The sequence below is a fragment of the Streptomyces sp. NPDC025784 genome (genome assembly GCF_055558435.1).
Genome location: NZ_JBVHMN010000029.1, coordinates 1 through 16,899, shown reverse-complemented (window position 1 = coordinate 16,899; position 16,899 = coordinate 1). Strand labels below are relative to the sequence as shown.

Sequence of the window (16,899 nt, the reverse complement as noted above, 5' to 3'; positions counted from 1 at the left end):
GGCAGTAGTGGGTTGCGGCCACTGGCTGAGGGCGGGTGCGCGGGGTCCCTTCCGTAGGACGCCGGGTGCGGGCAGTAGTGGGTTGCGGCCACTGGCTGAGGGCGGGTGCGCGGGGCCCCTTCCGTAGGACGCCGGGTGCGGGCAGTAGTGGGTTGCGGCCACTGGCTGAGGGCGGGTGCGCAGGGTCCCTTCCGTAGGACGCCGGGTGCGGGCAGTAGTGGGTTGCTGCGGCAGGCGGGGGTCAGGCCAGGGCTGCGGTCGGTTCCCGGTGGCGGCTCAGCCACGCCGCCGACGCGAAGTGCAGCGTCGCGGCGAGGGTGCCCCCGGCGGCCATGCCGGGGATGCCGGAGGTGGCGCCGATGAGCGCGTCGCCCGCCTGCACGAGGCCGCTGACCAGCAGTACGGGGACGAGGTGGCGCCGGTGTCTGCCGCTCAGGGCGGTCAGGAACGCGGCCGTCAGCGGGAGCTGGCGTACGGCGTAGGCCTGCGCGTAGATCTCGGCGCCGTCGCCCGGTGTGGCGCCGTTCAGGAGGAGCCCGGGGGCGGCCGTGCCCACCACGCTGGAGACCGCCGAGACGGTCACGGCGACGGTGTTGGCGACGAGGACCCACGTCTCCTTCCTCGCCACCGCCCCGCTTCCGGTCCCTGATGCCGCACGGAAAGCCTTCTCGACCATTTGAGTCACGCTCCAAATCATTCGAGATGAGAATGATTCGGAGAAGTTAGCATTGGCTCCGTGAACGATGTCAAGGGCCCTCAGGGCACCGCCGGCAGCCAAGGGCACCCGGCACTCACCGGCACACTCGCCTTCCGGCTGGGAACCGTCGGCACCCTGGTCACCGCCCGCTTCGCCGCGGCCGTCGAGGATCTCGGCGTGAAGCCCAAGCACGTGGGGCTGCTCACCGTGCTCAGCGGCGGCGCGCCCGCCTCCCAGCAGGACGTCGCGCGGACGATGGGGGTCGTGCCGAGTCTCGTGGTGACGCTCGCCGACCAGCTCGAAGGCATGGGCGCCATCGAGCGCGTACGCGATCCCGACGACCGGCGGCGGCACCGGCTCGGGCTGACGGGGGCCGGCCGCACCCTGCTCGCCGAGTGCACGGCACGCGCGCGTGCCGTCGACGAGGAGCTGACCGCGGGCCTGAGCGAGGCCGAACGGACCGCGTTGGCCCACGCGATGGGCGTACTCGCCCGGGAGGCCGGGCTGCCCTAGAGGGCTTCGTGCGGATCGGCTCGGATCAGGCCGCGGCGTCCGGTGCGGTGCATCGCAAGGCGGAGCCTCACCCGCGTCCTGGGCGTACCCGGGTGAGGCGACAACGCGGCGAGGTGCCGTGCCGGGCGCCGCGGACCCGAGCCGATCCGAACGAAGCCCCCTAGAGGCGCGGGCAGGTGACGACAACGCCTGGGGCACGGGCGAAGGCCCGCACCCACGAGGGAGGGCGCTGTCGGTGGTGGCCGTTACGCTCGGGCGCATGGCTCTCAACACGTCCGCGGACGCCCCGCTGCCCGTCGGAGAGGTGTCGCGGCTCATCGGGGGATGGATCGACCGGCTCGGCGCCGTGTGGGTCGAGGGACAGATCACCCAGTTGTCGCGGCGCCCGGGCGCGGGCGTCGTGTTCCTCACGCTGCGCGACCCGTCGCACGACATCTCGGTGAGCGTGACCTGTTACCGCCAGGTGTTCGACGCCGTCGCCGACGTGGTGAGCGAGGGCGCCCGCGTGGTGGTTCACGCGAAGCCCGAGTGGTACGCGCCTCGGGGACAGCTGTCGCTGCGGGCCGCCGAGATAAGGCCGGTGGGCGTGGGCGAACTCCTCGCCCGGCTGGAGCAGTTGAAGAAGTCCCTGGCCGGCGAGGGGCTGTTCGCGCCCGAGCGCAAGAAGCCCCTGCCCTTCCTGCCGCAGCTCGTCGGGCTGGTGTGCGGGCGCGCGTCCGCGGCCGAGCGCGACGTCCTGGAGAACGCGCGGCACCGCTGGCCCGCCGTACGCTTCGAGGTCCGCAATGTCGCCGTGCAGGGCGTCCACGCGGTGCCGCAGGTGGTGCAGGCCGTGAAGGATCTCGACGCCCTCGACGACGTCGACGTCATCATCGTGGCGCGCGGCGGCGGCAGCGTGGAGGACCTGCTGCCGTTCTCCGACGAGCAGCTCGTCCGGGCGGTCGCGGCGTGCCGGACGCCCGTCGTGTCGGCGATCGGGCACGAACCCGACACCCCTCTCCTCGACTATGTGGCCGACCTGCGCGCGTCGACCCCGACGGACGCCGCGAAGAAGGTGGTGCCGGACGTCGGTGAGGAGTACGAGCGGGTGAGGTTCCTGCGGGACCGGGCGCGGCGCTGCGTGGCGTCCTTCATCGATCGCGAGGAGCGCGGCCTGGCGCACGCGCTGGCCCGGCCGTCGGTAGAGGACCCGCACCGGATGGTCGACGAGCGGGCGGACCACGTCGCCTCCCTGCTGGACCGCGGGCGGCGCACCCTCGGCCACCTCCTCGACCGCGCCGACTCCGAGCTGACGCACACGCACGCACGCGTGGTGGCGCTCTCCCCCGCCGCCACCCTCCAGCGCGGGTACGCGGTGCTGCAGAAGGCCGATGGTCACGTGGTGCGTGACCCGGGGGAGGTCGCGGCGGACGAGACGCTGCGGGCGCGGGTCGCCGAGGGTGAATTCACGGTTCGAGTCGATGCATAGGGTGGGCGCATGACCAGCAAGGTGGACGAGGCGCTCGGGTACGAGCAGGCGCGGGACGAGCTCATCGAGGTCGTACGCCGCCTGGAGGCCGGCGGTACGACCCTGGAGGAGTCCCTCGCCCTGTGGGAGCGGGGCGAGGAGCTGGCGAAGGTGTGCCGGCGCCGGCTCGAGGGCGCACGGGCGCGGCTGGACGCTGCGCTGGCCGAGGAGGAAGCGGAAGAGGAGGACGCCGCCGACTCCGAGTGATCGATGCCGACGGCTCCTCGGGGTCCGTCGGCGTCCTGTCACTGACGACGCCCGTCGGGGCCCCGTCCCGTCACGGGCGGCGCGCCACCGCGTCCACGGTCGGCACGCTGCGCCGCCACGACCGGCGTCGCGTCACTGTCACGGCCGGCCGCCCCGTCGTCACGGTCGGCGCCCTGTCGGCGCCACGACTGGCGCCCATCGTCGACGCGATCGGCACCCTGCCTCCGTGACGAACGGCGCGCCTTCACCGCCTCGCCGCCCAGGTCAGGCGGTGTTTCATCACCCCGTCGCATGTGAAGCGGATCACCACGCCCCGCTTTTGGTTGAAAATTAAACCTCCAAGTCGTAGTGTCGGTGCCGCAAGAAGATCCCCCCGGATCGACCGCACGTACCGAGAAGGTTTTCGATGTCCCTCGTTCTTGACCCCACCGCACAGGACCTGCTGTTCCGCGAGGCCCGTACCGCGAACACGTTCACCGACGAGCCGGTGACCGACGAGCAGGTGCAGGCGATCTACGACCTGGTCAAGTACGGCCCGACCGCCTTCAACCAGTCGCCGCTGCGCATCACCCTGGTCCGCTCCACCGAGGCCCGCGAGCGCCTCGTGCAGCACCTCGCCGAGGGCAACCAGGCGAAGACCTCCGCCGCCCCGCTGGTCGCGATCCTCTCCGCGGACAACGAGTTCCACGAGGAGCTGCCGACCCTCTTCCCGCACTTCCCGGCCGCCAAGGACGTCTTCTACTCCGAGCGTCCCGCCCGTGAGGGCGCCGCCACGCTGAACGCCGCCCTCCAGGCCGCGTACTTCATCATCGGCGTCCGCGCCGCCGGCCTCGCCGCCGGCCCGATGACCGGCTTCGACTTCGCCGGTGTCCAGAAGGAGTTCCTGGACGACGACCACACCCCGCTGATGATCGTCAACATCGGCCGCCCGGGCGAGGACGCCTGGTTCCCGCGCTCCCCGCGCCTGGAGCTGGACCAGGTCGTCACGACCGTCTGATCCCGCACGTCGGGCGCGTACACCGACCCCGTACGCACACGAGAAGGGCCCCCGGCAGTCCGCCGGGGGCCCTTCCGCCGTCTCGGCGCGCACGGCGCGCTGACACGGGGCTCAGGAGGTGGCGAGCGACTGCGCCATCTTCGTCAGCCGGTCGAAGGACGCCGTCCCCGTCACCACGGTCGTGGAGCCCTTGCCCCTGAGCACGAGCGCGTCGTAGTGGTCGCCTTCGTAGCGCTCCCAGGTCTGGTCGCCGATGCGCTGGGTGGCCTTGGTCTGCTCGGCGCCCTGGCTGGCCGTCTCGATGAACACGGCGGGCTTCTGAGTGGACTGCTCGACCGCCACGTACTGACCGTCGGGGTCGTGGAAGCCCAGGTGCCAGGCGTCGAACTCGGAGCCGTCGTACCGCACCGACGTCGCCTTCCACGTCCGGGGCAGGCCCTCGGGCGCCGCCACGGGATAGCTCGCCGCACGGCGAGCCGTCAGGAGCTCGACACGGTAGTCGACACGCTTGAGAGGAGGCTCAGAGTCGTCGTGCGGGATGAAGATGTAGATGATGCCCGCCATGAGCCCGATGAGGCCCAGGGAGATCAGCATGTCCCGGACCGACTGCTTGCCTTTCATACCTGCCACGTACCTATCGTCGCAGGTGCCCTGGCCTGCTCATCCGTGGGGCCCCCTGCTCATTTTGTCTGCCTAACGATAGAGTCGGGACACACCCTCATCCGGCCGTCGTCGTATCAGAAAGGTGCGCTCCGATGACCGAGCATCATCTGCCGTCCGAACTCGAGGTCCCTTCCGAGGCCCCGGACCGAAACCTCGCCCTGGAACTGGTCCGGGTCACCGAGGCCGCCGCCATGGCCGCGGGCCGCTGGGTCGGCCGCGGCGACAAGAACGGCGCCGACGGCGCCGCCGTCCGGGCCATGCGGACCCTCGTCTCCACCGTCTCGATGAACGGCGTCGTCGTCATCGGTGAGGGTGAGAAGGACGAGGCCCCGATGCTCTTCAACGGGGAGCGCGTCGGCGACGGGACCGGCCCCGAGTGCGACATCGCCGTCGACCCGATCGACGGGACCACGCTCACCGCCAAGGGCATGACCAACGCGATCGCGGTGCTCGCCGCCGCCGACCGCGGCACCATGTTCGACCCGTCCGCGGTCTTCTACATGGACAAGCTGGTGACCGGCCCCGAGGCCGCCGACTTCGTCGACATCAACGCCCCCGTCTCGGTGAACATCCGGCGGGTCGCCAAGGCCAAGCGGGTCACGCCCGAGGACGTCACGGTCGTCATCCTCGACCGTCCGCGCCACGAGGGGATCATCAAGGAGATCCGGGAGACCGGCGCCCGCATCAAGCTGATCTCCGACGGCGATGTCGCGGGCTCGATCCTGGCCCTGCGCGAGGGCACCGGCATCGACCTGCTGCTCGGCATCGGCGGCACGCCCGAGGGCATCATCTCGGCCTGTGCGGTCAAGTGCCTGGGCGGCACGATCCAGGGCAAGCTGTGGCCCAAGGACGAGGACGAGCGGCAGCGGGCCATCGACGCCGGTCACGACCTGGACCGCGTGCTGACCACCGGTGACCTGGTCTCCGGCGAGAACGTGTTCTTCGTCGCGACCGGCATCACGGACGGCGAGCTGCTGCGCGGGGTGCGCTACCGCTCCGAGACGGCGACGACCGAGTCGATCGTCATGCGCTCGAAGTCCGGCACCGTCCGCCAGATCAACTCCGAGCACCGGCTGAGCAAGCTGCGCGCGTACAGCGCGATCGACTTCGACCGGGCCAAGTGAGCGCCACCGTATGAGCGGCGCCGGGTGACCGGCGCCGCCCCGGCACTCGAAGCAGCCGTACCGGTGCGATCAGGCGGTCGTACGGACGCGAGTGCGGGCGGGTCCGCGGACCCGTCGGAAGCGGTCGCACAGACGTGGAAGAGGGCGCCCTCCGTGCGGGGAGGGCGCCCTCTTCCGCGTCCGACGGGCCGGGCGGGCGGCTTCGGCCCGCAGGGGCGGGCCGCCCGGTCACGGCCCCGGCTAGCCGGCGGCCGCTATCCTCCCCGTCGCGCGCGCGGCCTTCTTCAGTTCGAGGTCGCGGCGGCGACGCCGGGCGAGCACCACACGGCGCTCGGCGGCGGTGAGGCCGCCCCACACGCCGTAGGGCTCGGGTTGCAGGAGCGCGTGTTCGCGACACTCGACCATCACCGGGCAGCGGGCGCAGACTCGCTTGGCCGCCTCCTCACGGGAGAGCCGGGCCGCGGTGGGCTCCTTGGAAGGGGCGAAGAACAGGCCGGCCTCGTCTCGGCGGCACACGGCCTCCGTGTGCCATGGCGCTTCCTGATCCCTGTCCCGCACGGGCGCCCGCGGGGCCGGAACGGCAGCTACCTGCAGGGACTGATGCGGCGGTTGCAGCACGGTCTACTCCTGACGACGGCTTCGCGAGCGTGCCGGGCGCCGCGGAAAGTCCCACAGCGCCCTCCAAGAGACGATGCAGCAAGGCCTACCCGCTGTGCGCGCGCCTATGCACTGAGTTCCGAAGCCCTGGAATTCTCGTGCGTGGCACGGCTGTTGGGACTGGACCAATACGCGGCCGGCGCCGTTGAATTCACAAGCGTCAACGGTCCAGATGCTTGCGCAAACCCCTGTCGACGCGGTCCGCCACCCGCTCGTTCACGCGGCTGGTCACGCGGTCGAGAATGTCCGCGACGAGCTTGCCACGCCTGGGCCGTGCCTCGACATTTCCCAGCACGGCGATTCCGTCGACATAGACGACCGGCGCGTGAGGATCGCCCGAATCCAGCGTGTCCACTTCGAAGTTGCCCAGTACGCCGCCGCCATTGCCGCGCAGCGAGACATTCTCCGGGACGCGGACCTCCACGTGACCGAAGACGGAAATCGCCTTGATCACGACCTGCTGGTACTCGAAGATCGCCTCGCTGAGGTCTATCTCGACACTGCCGAAGATCGAGTACACGTGGATACGGCGGCCGGCGCGCCAGCGACCCTTGCGGACCGCGGCGCTGAAGACCGCCACCACGTTCTCGTCGGCCTCGACCGGGATCGCGCCCGCGGCCGGGCGGTTGGGCGCGGAGGTGTATGCCGCGCTCGCCCGGGCCGCGTGGGCGGCGGGCAGGTCCTGGACGAAGCGGTCGAGCTCGCCCACGGTCTTGGTGGCGAGCACCCCCTCCACCCGCTCGGCGTGCTCCTCGGCGGTCAGGCGCCCTTCGGCGAGCGCCTCGCGCAGGATGTCGGCGATCCGGTCGCGGTCGGCGTCGGAGGCACGGAGCTCGGACGGCTGCACGGCCGTGGCCGCGGTCGGCTTCGCCGCCGTCGGGGCGGTCGGGTCGGGGCGCTTGTGAAGGTCCACGACAGCAGCGTACCCAAACGCGATAGATCGCGACTAGGGGTGGGGACGACTCTCGGTCGGGCGACGTCGGGCAACTGAGCCATACCTCACAAGCTCACCGTCCGGGCCAGGTTCTAGGCTGGTGGGCGCTGCCAATGGAGGCACGCCGCTGTCTGTCGAGTGAGGAATGGGCGAGATGCCTGAGTTCGCGTACACCGATCTGCTCCCCATGGGAGAGGACACCACCCCCTATCGGCTGGTGACCTCCGAGGGTGTCTCCACCTTCGAGGCCGACGGGCGCACGTTCCTCAAGGTCGAGCCGGAGGCGCTGCGCAAGCTCGCCGAAGAGGCCGTCCACGACATCCAGCACTATCTGCGGCCCGCCCACCTCGCCCAGCTCCGCCGGATCATCGACGACCCCGAGGCGTCGGCCAACGACAAGTTCGTCGCGCTGGACCTGCTGAAGAACGCGAACATCGCGGCGGCGGGCGTCCTGCCTATGTGCCAGGACACCGGCACCGCCATCGTCATGGGCAAGCGCGGCCAGAACGTGCTCACCGAGGGCGGCGACGAGGCGGCCCTGTCCCACGGCATCTACGACGCGTACAAGAACCTGAACCTGCGCTATTCGCAGATGGCTCCGCTCACCATGTGGGAGGAGAAGAACACCGGCTCGAACCTGCCGGCGCAGATCGAGCTGTACGCGACCGACGGCGGCGCCTACAAGTTCCTCTTCATGGCCAAGGGCGGCGGCAGCGCCAACAAGTCCTTCCTCTACCAGGAGACGAAGGCGGTCCTCAACGAGGGCTCCATGATGAAGTTCCTGGAGGAGAAGATCCGCTCGCTCGGCACGGCGGCCTGCCCGCCGTACCACCTGGCGATCGTCGTCGGCGGCACCAGCGCCGAGTACGCGCTCAAGACCGCGAAGTACGCCTCCGCCCACTACCTGGACGAGATCCCGGCGGAGGGCTCCGAGCTCGGGCACGGCTTCCGGGACAAGGAGCTGGAGGAGAAGGTTTTCGAGCTGACCCAGAAGATCGGGATCGGCGCGCAGTTCGGCGGCAAGTACTTCTGCCACGACGTGCGTGTGGTCCGTCTCCCCCGGCACGGCGCGTCCTGCCCGGTCGCGATCGCCGTGTCCTGCTCGGCCGACCGCCAGGCCGTCGCGAAGATCACCGCCGAGGGTGTGTTCCTGGAGCAGCTGGAGACCGACCCGGCGCGCTTCCTGCCGGACACCACGGACGAGCACCTGGACGAGTCGTCGGACGTGGTCCGCATCGACCTCAACCAGCCGATGGACGACATCCTCGCCGAGCTGACCAAGTACCCGGTCAAGACCCGGCTCTCGCTCTCCGGCCCGCTCGTCGTGGCCCGCGACATCGCGCACGCGAAGATCAAGGAGCGGCTCGACGCGGGTGAGGAGATGCCGCAGTACCTGAAGGACCACCCGGTGTACTACGCGGGCCCGGCCAAGACGCCCGAGGGCTACGCGTCCGGTTCCTTCGGCCCGACGACGGCCGGCCGCATGGACTCCTACGTCGAGCAGTTCCAGGCGGCGGGCGGCTCCAAGGTGATGCTGGCCAAGGGCAACCGGTCCCAGCAGGTCACGGACGCGTGCGGCAGCCACGGCGGCTTCTACCTCGGCTCCATCGGCGGCCCGGCCGCGCGTCTGGCGCAGGACTGCATCAAGAAGGTCGAGGTCGTCGAGTACGAGGAGCTCGGCATGGAGGCCGTCTGGAAGATCGAGGTCGAGGACTTCCCGGCGTTCATCGTGGTCGACGACAAGGGCAACGACTTCTTCAAGGACCCGGCGCCCGCGCCGACGTTCACGTCGATCCCCGTCCGGGGCCCCGGCCTGGCGTAGGACGCCCCGGGCGTCGTGACGGACGCGCGACGCCTCCGGCGTCATGTGGGACTCGCGCAGGGCCGCTCCTCGGGGGGTGGCCCTGCGCGAACGGGGGTCTGTCGAGGGCCGCTCCGCGGGAGCGGCCCTTTCGGCATGTGCGGGTCGGAGCGGCCCTTCGCCGTCTCCGCGCGCGTGTGCGGGTGAAGGCGGCCCTCGGCCGTCTTCCGAGGACGGTCCGTCGCCGTCTCCGCGCGCGTCCAGGACGGGCGGCGTGCCCATGGCCTACGACTGGTCCGCCCGGACGAACACCACCGCCCCGTTGACCGGCCGCGATGGGAACACCCGTGGGGTCCAGGATGCTGTCCCCCATGGAGGTGTCGTCAATGACAGATGGCCAGGCGGAAACCGCGTACCGGACCGAGCACGACTCCATGGGTGAGGTCCGGGTGCCGGCCGACGCGAAGTGGCGGGCGCAGACACAGCGCGCCGTGGAGAACTTCCCGATCTCGGGGCAGCGGATCGAGCGGGCCCACATCGAGGCGCTCGCCCGGATCAAGGCGGCCGCGGCGAAGGTGAACGGCGAGCTGGGCGTGATCGGCAAGGACGTCGCGGAGGCGATCCAGGAGGCCGCCGCCGAGGTCGCGGAGGGCCGCTGGGACGCGCATTTCCCGGTCGACGTGTTCCAGACGGGGTCCGGGACGTCGTCGAACATGAACACCAACGAGGTCATCGCCACGCTCGCGAGCGAGCGGCTCGGCCGGGACGTGCACCCCAATGACCAGGTGAACGCGTCCCAGTCGTCGAACGACGTGTTCCCCTCCTCCATCCACATCGCCGCGACCGCGGCCGTGACCCGGGACCTGATCCCCGCGCTGGAACACCTGGCGACCGCGCTGGAGCGCAAGGCGCGGGAGTTCGCCGACGTCGTGAAGTCCGGGCGCACGCACCTGATGGACGCGACACCCGTGACGCTGGGGCAGGAGTTCGGTGGGTACGCGGCGCAGGTCCGGTACGGGGTGGAGCGGCTGCGCGCCTCGCTGCCGCGGCTCGCCGAACTGCCGCTCGGCGGCACCGCCGTGGGGACCGGGATCAACACCCCGCCGGGGTTCTCCGCCGCCGTGATCGCGGAGGTGGCACGGGCCACGGGGCTGCCATTGACGGAGGCCCGCGACCACTTCGAGGCGCAGGGCGCGCGGGACGGCATCGTCGAGACCAGCGGGCAGCTCAGGACCGTCGCGGTGGGCCTGACGAAGATCGCCAACGATCTGCGGTGGATGGCCTCCGGGCCGCGCACCGGGCTGGCCGAGATCGCCCTGCCCGACCTCCAGCCCGGATCGTCGATCATGCCGGGGAAGGTGAACCCCGTCATCCCGGAGGCCGTGCTCATGGTCGCCGCCCAGGTCACCGGGAACGACGCCACGGTCGCGGTGGCCGGAGCGGCCGGGAACTTCGAACTGAACGTCATGCTGCCGGTGATCGCCAGGAACGTCCTGGAGTCGGTCCGGCTGCTCGCCAATGTGTCCCGGCTGCTCGCCGACCGCACCGTCGACGGGATCGTCGCGCACCGCGAGCGGGCCCGCGAGTACGCCGAGTCGTCACCGTCCGTGGTGACGCCGCTCAACAAGTACATCGGGTACGAGGAGGCCGCCAAGGTCGCCAAGAAGGCGCTGGCGGAGCGGAAGACGATCCGCCAGGTGGTCCTGGAGTCGGGTCACGTGGAACGCGGGGACCTCACCCTGGAGCAGCTGGACGAGGCGCTGGATGTCCTGCGGATGACGCGCCCGTGACGGCTCCCGCCTCCCCGCGGACGCCGCATGACGTGACGGTTACGTCCTGGGCCGGCTGACGAGAACCGTGACGCGTGCCGCAGCGTCGTATGCCTGGGGCACCTAATATCTGTTCATGGCGGACGGTGGAGCGGTGAGGCGAGTGGGAGCGGGCGGGCCGGCGGAGCACTGGACCCCCGGCAGTCACATCCTGTGGCGGTACCGGGAGAACGCCGGCGCGCGCTTCCACATCTGCCGTCCGGTGACCGTCGTGCGCGACGACCCGGAGCTGCTCGCCGTGTGGATGGCCCCGGGCACGGAGTGCGTGAAGCCGGTGCTGGCCGACGGCACGCCGGTGCACGGGGAGCCGCTCGAATCGCGCTACACCAAGCCGCGCTCGGTGCTGCGCGACCGCTGGTTCGGCACCGGGGTGCTGAAGCTGGCGCGCCCCGGGGACGCCTGGTCGGTCTGGCTGTTCTGGGAGCCGGGCTGGCGTTTCAAGAACTGGTACGTGAATCTTGAGGCGCCGCTGGCCCGTTGGGAGGGCGGGGTCGACTCCGAGGACCACTTCCTGGACATCTCCGTGCACCCGGACCGGAGTTGGCGCTGGCTCGACGAGGACGAGTTCGCGATGGCCCAGCGGGCCGGTCTGATGGACGCTCAACTGGCCGCGCGGGTGCGGGAGGCAGGCTGGTCGGCCGTGGATGTGATCAGGTCGTGGGGTGCGCCGTTCTCGGACGGATGGCAGCACTGGCGGCCGGATCCGTCCTGGCCGGTTCCCTTCCTGCCCGATGACTGGGACCGTACGCCCGCGCACGTGTCCTCATGAGACCCTTGATGCGCCCCCGTGGTACAACCGTAGGATCGTCTTCCGCAAGGGCGCACCGCAGCAACAACTCCCGCAGTACGAGCCGGGCTTGACCACATGTCATCGAGGGGCGGCAGGACGTGAGCGAGCGGTACGAGGGGCACGGCGGCGCGACCCGTGGCGGACCGGACGGAGCGGCGCCCCGCGCGGCGCTGCCGTCGGCGTCCGGCGCGCGGTCGCGTACGGTTTCCCTGTCGGCGTCGTCCGGCACGGCGTCATCCGCGCGGCCGGCGAGGCTGCCTGACGCGGTGTCGCGCACGGCGCTCCGGTCGGCACGGCCCGTCCCCGGCACGGCCGCAGCCGTGCTCACCCTCGGGCCCGACCCCGACGACGCGCAGATTCCGTTCCTGGGGCACACATTCCGGGTATCGGGGCTGCGGGACGAACTGCACGCACGGCGCGCAGCCCCGGACGGATGGATTCGACACGCGTGACGGAGTACCCCACCTCGCACGAGCGCCGCCAGCCCGGTGCCGGCCGGCCGCCCGCCCCCGCGGACCCCCGCGGGGCACTCCTGCGTACCCCGGAACAGTCGTCATCCCTGCCGGGTGCCTCCGCGTTACCCGTCCAGTCCGCCCGCACGGGTGACGCGCCCCAGGGACCGGCCGCCGCCACGCCGTGCAGCCGGCGCGCCACGGGTCAGGTCTCGGCCGACGTCGACATGACGTCGTCGTCGGGCTCCTCCGGCACCGGCGCGTCCACACCGCCGCCCGCCTCCTCCGGTTCCGAACACTCCCAGCCGTCGGCGACCGAACCCGATGCGCACCGCCCGCGCCCCGCGCCTGAGGGCATCCCGGCCCAGCCGGCCGCGGAGCAGGACCGCCCGCCGCGCGCCCCCGGCGCCAAGGAGCGGCGCACCGGGCAGACGGTGCCGCAGGGTGGTCCGATGCCGATGCGCAGGGACGGCGACCGGCTGCGCTTCGTGGGCGCCGCGACCCGCAGGATCGCGCGCGGCATCGACCTCGACGAGATCGTGATGGGCCTGTGCCGGGCCACCGTGCCGACGTTCTCGGACGCGATCCTCGTCTATCTGCGTGACCCGCTGCCGGTCGGCGACGAGCGGCCCACGGGGCCCCTCGTGCTGCGTCTGCGGCGCACCGACCGGATTCCCGAGGAGCGCGACACCGACGGCGGCTTCATGCCGGCGCTGCGGCCCGAGCCGAGCGAGCTGTCGGCGATGACGGCCGAGCTGTGCGAGGTGCGCCCGGGCGGCGCCCTCGCCGAGGTACTGCGTGGTGTCCGCCCGGTGTTCGCGGACGCGCCCGCCGCACGGGCCGCGCTGCCCGAGCTGCTCGGCGACGATCTGGTGGTGCCCGGTGGGCAGCGCGCGATCCTGGCCCCGCTGCGCGGGCGCCGCAGGGTGATCGGCGCGGCCCTGTTCCTGCGCCGCCCGGAGCGTCTCGCCTTCGAGGCGGACGATCTGCTGGTCGCCGCGCAGCTCGCCACGCACAGCGCCCTCGGCATCGACAAGGCGGTGCTGTACGGGCGTGAGGCGTACATCGCCGACGAGCTGCAGCGCACGATGCTGCCCGAGACGCTGCCGCGGCCCACGGGTGTGCGGCTGGCCAGCCGCTACCTGCCCGCCGCCGAGACGGCGCGCGTCGGCGGGGACTGGTACGACGCGATCCCGCTGCCGGGCAGCCGGGTCGCCCTGGTCGTCGGTGACGTCATGGGCCACTCGATGACGTCGGCGGCGATCATGGGGCAGCTGCGGACCACCGCGCAGACCCTGGCGGGGCTCGATCTGCCGCCGCAGGAGGTGCTGCACCACCTCGACGAGCAGGCGCAGCGGCTGGGCACCGACCGCATGGCGACCTGCCTGTACGCGGTCTACGACCCGGTCTCGCACCGCATCACCATCGCCAACGCCGGCCATCCGCCGCCGGTCCTGCTGCATCTGGGCGGGCGCGCCGAGGTGCTGCGGGTGCCGCCGGGCGCCCCGATCGGCGTGGGTGGCGTGGACTTCGAGGCGGTCGAGCTGGACGCGCCCGCCGGGGCGACGCTGCTGCTGTACACCGACGGTCTCGTCGAGTCCCGGCTCAGGGACGTGTGGACCGGCATAGAGCAGCTGCGGGAGCGGCTGGCCGCCACGGCGCAGCTGACCGGGCCCGACCACCCGCCGCCGCTGGAGGCGCTGTGCGACGAGGTGCTCGACATGCTCGGTCCGGGTGACCGGGACGACGACATCGCGCTGCTCGCCGCCCGCTTCGACGGGATCGCGCCGAGCGACGTCGCGTACTGGTTCCTGGAGCCGGAGGACGCCGCCCCGGGGCGGGCCCGCAAGCTGGCCCGGCGTGCGCTGTCGCGGTGGGGCCTGGAGGAGCTGACCGACTCGGTGGAGCTGCTCGTCAGCGAGGTCGTGACGAACGCCGTGCGCTATGCGTCACGGCCGGTGACGCTGCGGCTGCTGCGGACCGACGTCCTGCGCTGCGAGGTCGGTGACGACGTGCCGCAGCTGCCCAGGCTGCGGCAGGCGCGCGCCACCGACGAGGGCGGCCGTGGGCTGTACCTGGTGAACCGGCTGGCCAGGCGGTGGGGCGCGACGCGGCTGAGCACCGGAAAGGTCGTCTGGTTCGAGTTGAACCGGGGCTGAGGGGGTACTCGCCCCGTCTCACCCCGGGCGGCCCGGGCCGGCACGGATGTGCGGCGCCGGGCGGCTGCGCCCGGTGCCGGGCCCGTTTTCCGGCGTCGGCATCGCCGTCGGCGCCGGACCGGTGCCAGGACCGGACGCGGTCCACATGTGGACCGGCTCGGTCCACATGTTGCCGACATTCCGTCGGCGGCGTTGACTGCTGGGGTGAGCGAAGCGACCTGACGACTCTTTTCTGACGGGAGGACGCTCGTGACGCAGGCACCCCAGAAGGCTCCGTACACCACGAACAACGTCGGGAATCCGGTGGAGAGCGACGAGCACTCGCTCACCGTCGGCCCCGACGGTCCGATCCTGCTCCAGGACCACTACCTGATCGAGAAGATGGCCCAGTTCAACCGGGAACGGGTCCCCGAGCGGGTGGTACACGCCAAGGGCAGTGGAGCGTACGGATTCTTCGAAGTCACCAACGACGTCAGCCAGTTCACCAAGGCGGATCTCTTCCAGCCGGGCAAGCGCACCGAGATGCTGGCGCGGTTCTCCACCGTCGCCGGCGAGCAGGGATCGCCGGACACCTGGCGCGACCCCCGCGGCTTTGCGCTCAAGTTCTACACGGAGCTCGGCAATTACGACCTGGTGGGCAACAACACCCCGGTCTTCTTCGTCCGTGACACGATCAAGTTCCAGGACTTCATCCGCTCGCAGAAGCGCCACCCGGCGACCGGGCTGCGCAGCAACGACATGCAGTGGGACTTCTGGACGCTCTCGCCCGAGTCGGCGCACCAGGTGACCTGGCTGATGGGCGACCGCGGCATCCCCAAGACGTACCGCCACATGAACGGCTACTCGTCCCACACCTACATGTGGATCAACGGTGCCGGTGAGCGGTTCTGGGTGAAGTACCACTTCAAGACCGACCAGGGCATCGACTTCCTCACCCAGGCGGAGGCCGACGAGCTGGCCGGTACGGACGCCGACGTGCACCGCCGGGACCTGTACGAGTCGATCGAGTCGGGGAACGCTCCGAGCTGGACGCTGAAGGTCCAGATCATGCCGTTCGACGACGCGGCGGACTACCGCTTCAACCCGTTCGACCTGACGAAGGTCTGGCCGCACGGGGACTACCCGCTCATCGACGTCGGCCGGATGACCCTGCACAGGAATCCCGAGGACTACTTCATCCACATCGAGCAGGCCGCCTTCGAGCCCTCGAACCTGGTCCCGGGCATCGGCCCCTCGCCGGACAAGATGCTGCTGGGCCGGCTCTTCTCCTACCCGGACACGCACCGGTACCGGATCGGCCCCAACTACAGCCAGCTGCCGCCCAACCGGCCGCACTCCCCGGTCAACTCGTACGCCAAGGACGGCCCGATGCGCTACGAGGCGTCGAACGCCGCCCGGCCGTACGCGCCCAACTCGTACGGCGGACCCGACGCCGACTACGGGCAGTTCGGGGATCCGGCGAGCTGGGAGACCGCGGGCGAGCTGGTGCGCGAGGCGTACCGGCTGCACAGCGAGGACGACGACTGGGGGCAGCCGGGCACGCTGGTCCGCCAGGTGCTCGACGACGCGGCCCGTGACCGGCTGGTGTCGAACGTCACCGGACATCTGAAGGCCGATGTGTCGCGGCCGGTCCTGGACCGCGCGCTCCAGTACTGGCGCAACATCGACAAGGAGATCGGCGACCGGATCGCGCACCAGGTCAACGGAGGCTGACCCGGTTCCGTCCGGACGACCCCGGCGCCCCGCCCTCCGCGCACCGCGGAGGGCGGGGCGCCGTCGCCGCAGATCATTTTCGGCCGCCGTCGTGGCGAAGGCCGCGCCGTCGCCCGCGAACCCGGATACGGTTCCCGAGCACCGGAAGGACCGGTTCGGGCAGGCCCGTGTGGCGGCGAGAGGCGGGGGCGGCACTGTGGACGGCATCGCATGGATCCGGGAGACCTACGACGCCTACTGCGTCACCTTCGCCAAGGGTCTGAGCGCGGAGGAACTGGTCCGCCGGATGGGCGGGGACCCCGGGCGGATCATGCCTTCCCTGTCCGCCGAGGACGCGCTGGAGCTCGCCCGCGACAAGGGCCCGGTCGCCCGGCTGGGCACGAGCAACGGCTGGGCCTTCGCCCTGGAACCCGCGAGCGCCGAGGGCACCGACCGGCGCCTCCTGCGGCGCGTCTCCGAGGGCACCGAGGCGGTCATGCTGCTGGACAGCGGGATGCCGCCGTACTGGTTCGTCCACGCCCGCGACGGTGAGATCGCGGCGGACTTCGAACCGGGTGTGGAGGCCGAGCAGATCGGCGGCAGCGACCCGTCGTTCCTCGTCCCGGCCATGCAGAGCGCGGGCATGCTGCTGCCGGACGGCACGGCGGACCCGGAGGACTGGGAGCCCGAGCAGCGGATCCTCACCGTGGCGGAACGGGTCTTCGCGCTGGACCTCCCCCGCACGGCGCTCGAGGCCGGAACGCTGCAGGCTGTTCTTCTGGCCTAGTGCCGCGGCAGGCAACGTTTGCCCGTCAAGGAGCGGCGTCCGGTGCGTGCTCTCGGTGTGCCGGCCGGAAGTCCTCGTACTGGACGTACT

The 16,899-nt window shown here is 71.4% G+C and carries 16 protein-coding genes; 12 read left to right on the top strand and 4 right to left on the bottom strand.

Annotation, left to right across the window (positions count from 1 at the left end):
• Positions 1-241: 241 nt before the first annotated feature.
• Positions 242-676 (bottom strand): hypothetical protein, encoded by a 435-nt coding sequence (locus ACZ4IF_RS41580; RefSeq protein ID WP_467573513.1) that lies wholly within the window; start codon positions 674-676, stop codon positions 242-244.
• Positions 677-736: 60 nt separating this feature from the next.
• On the opposite strand from ACZ4IF_RS41580, the gene ACZ4IF_RS41575 reads away from it, so the two are divergent.
• The 5 genes from ACZ4IF_RS41575 (at position 737) to ACZ4IF_RS41555 (ending at position 3,921) form a co-directional block, all read left to right on the top strand.
• A complete protein-coding gene (locus tag ACZ4IF_RS41575; RefSeq protein ID WP_467573508.1) occupies positions 737-1,210 on the top strand; it encodes a MarR family winged helix-turn-helix transcriptional regulator in 474 nt (157 codons plus the stop codon).
• Between the two features lie 259 nt (positions 1,211-1,469).
• Positions 1,470-2,678: an exodeoxyribonuclease VII large subunit gene (gene xseA, locus ACZ4IF_RS41570; RefSeq protein ID WP_467573506.1), complete on the top strand. Its 1,209-nt coding sequence runs from the start codon at positions 1,470-1,472 to the stop codon at positions 2,676-2,678.
• A gap of 9 nt (positions 2,679-2,687) precedes the next feature.
• Complete coding sequence (locus tag ACZ4IF_RS41565; protein ID WP_467573503.1) at positions 2,688-2,924, top strand: exodeoxyribonuclease VII small subunit; 237 nt, start codon at positions 2,688-2,690, stop codon at positions 2,922-2,924.
• Entirely contained in the window at positions 2,921-3,154 is a 234-nt protein-coding gene (locus tag ACZ4IF_RS41560; RefSeq protein WP_467573500.1) for a hypothetical protein, read from the top strand. Before ACZ4IF_RS41565 ends, ACZ4IF_RS41560 begins: the two co-directional genes overlap by 4 nt.
• 176 nt (positions 3,155-3,330) lie before the next feature.
• On the top strand, positions 3,331-3,921 hold the full coding sequence (locus tag ACZ4IF_RS41555; RefSeq protein WP_467573497.1) for a malonic semialdehyde reductase: 591 nt from the start codon (positions 3,331-3,333) through the stop codon (positions 3,919-3,921).
• A gap of 111 nt (positions 3,922-4,032) precedes the next feature.
• Here ACZ4IF_RS41555 and ACZ4IF_RS41550 read toward each other — a convergent pair whose 3' ends face one another.
• Positions 4,033-4,551: a DUF4245 domain-containing protein gene (locus ACZ4IF_RS41550; protein ID WP_359504390.1), complete on the bottom strand. Its 519-nt coding sequence runs from the start codon at positions 4,549-4,551 to the stop codon at positions 4,033-4,035.
• Between the two features lie 125 nt (positions 4,552-4,676).
• Here ACZ4IF_RS41550 and glpX point away from each other — a divergent pair, with 125 nt between their 5' ends.
• Entirely contained in the window at positions 4,677-5,708 is a 1,032-nt protein-coding gene (glpX, locus tag ACZ4IF_RS41545) for a class II fructose-bisphosphatase (protein WP_359504387.1), read from the top strand.
• Between the two features lie 240 nt (positions 5,709-5,948).
• Here the strand turns inward: glpX and ACZ4IF_RS41540 are convergent, their stop codons facing one another.
• Together ACZ4IF_RS41540 and ACZ4IF_RS41535 are read right to left on the bottom strand one after the other, a co-directional pair.
• Positions 5,949-6,326 (bottom strand): WhiB family transcriptional regulator, encoded by a 378-nt coding sequence (locus ACZ4IF_RS41540; protein ID WP_095936405.1) that lies wholly within the window; start codon positions 6,324-6,326, stop codon positions 5,949-5,951.
• 199 nt (positions 6,327-6,525) lie between these two features.
• Positions 6,526-7,278 (bottom strand): DUF1707 SHOCT-like domain-containing protein, encoded by a 753-nt coding sequence (locus tag ACZ4IF_RS41535; protein ID WP_467573493.1) that lies wholly within the window; start codon positions 7,276-7,278, stop codon positions 6,526-6,528.
• A gap of 175 nt (positions 7,279-7,453) precedes the next feature.
• Between ACZ4IF_RS41535 and ACZ4IF_RS41530 the strand changes: the two genes are divergently transcribed.
• The 6 genes from ACZ4IF_RS41530 (at position 7,454) to ACZ4IF_RS41505 (ending at position 16,809) form a co-directional block, all read left to right on the top strand.
• Positions 7,454-9,121, top strand: coding sequence for a fumarate hydratase (locus tag ACZ4IF_RS41530; protein ID WP_467573490.1), 1,668 nt, complete (start codon positions 7,454-7,456; stop codon positions 9,119-9,121).
• Between the two features lie 365 nt (positions 9,122-9,486).
• Positions 9,487-10,890, top strand: coding sequence for a class II fumarate hydratase (locus ACZ4IF_RS41525; protein WP_359504380.1), 1,404 nt, complete (start codon positions 9,487-9,489; stop codon positions 10,888-10,890).
• A gap of 115 nt (positions 10,891-11,005) precedes the next feature.
• A complete protein-coding gene (fomD, locus tag ACZ4IF_RS41520) occupies positions 11,006-11,698 on the top strand; it encodes a cytidylyl-2-hydroxypropylphosphonate hydrolase (protein ID WP_345653019.1) in 693 nt (230 codons plus the stop codon).
• A 454-nt stretch (positions 11,699-12,152) separates the two neighbouring features.
• Positions 12,153-14,330: an ATP-binding SpoIIE family protein phosphatase gene (locus tag ACZ4IF_RS41515; protein WP_467573486.1), complete on the top strand. Its 2,178-nt coding sequence runs from the start codon at positions 12,153-12,155 to the stop codon at positions 14,328-14,330.
• 249 nt (positions 14,331-14,579) lie between these two features.
• Complete coding sequence (locus tag ACZ4IF_RS41510; RefSeq protein ID WP_345653025.1) at positions 14,580-16,043, top strand: catalase; 1,464 nt, start codon at positions 14,580-14,582, stop codon at positions 16,041-16,043.
• Between the two features lie 196 nt (positions 16,044-16,239).
• On the top strand, positions 16,240-16,809 hold the full coding sequence (locus tag ACZ4IF_RS41505) for a DUF6461 domain-containing protein (RefSeq protein WP_467573481.1): 570 nt from the start codon (positions 16,240-16,242) through the stop codon (positions 16,807-16,809).
• Positions 16,810-16,899: the final 90 nt, after the last annotated feature.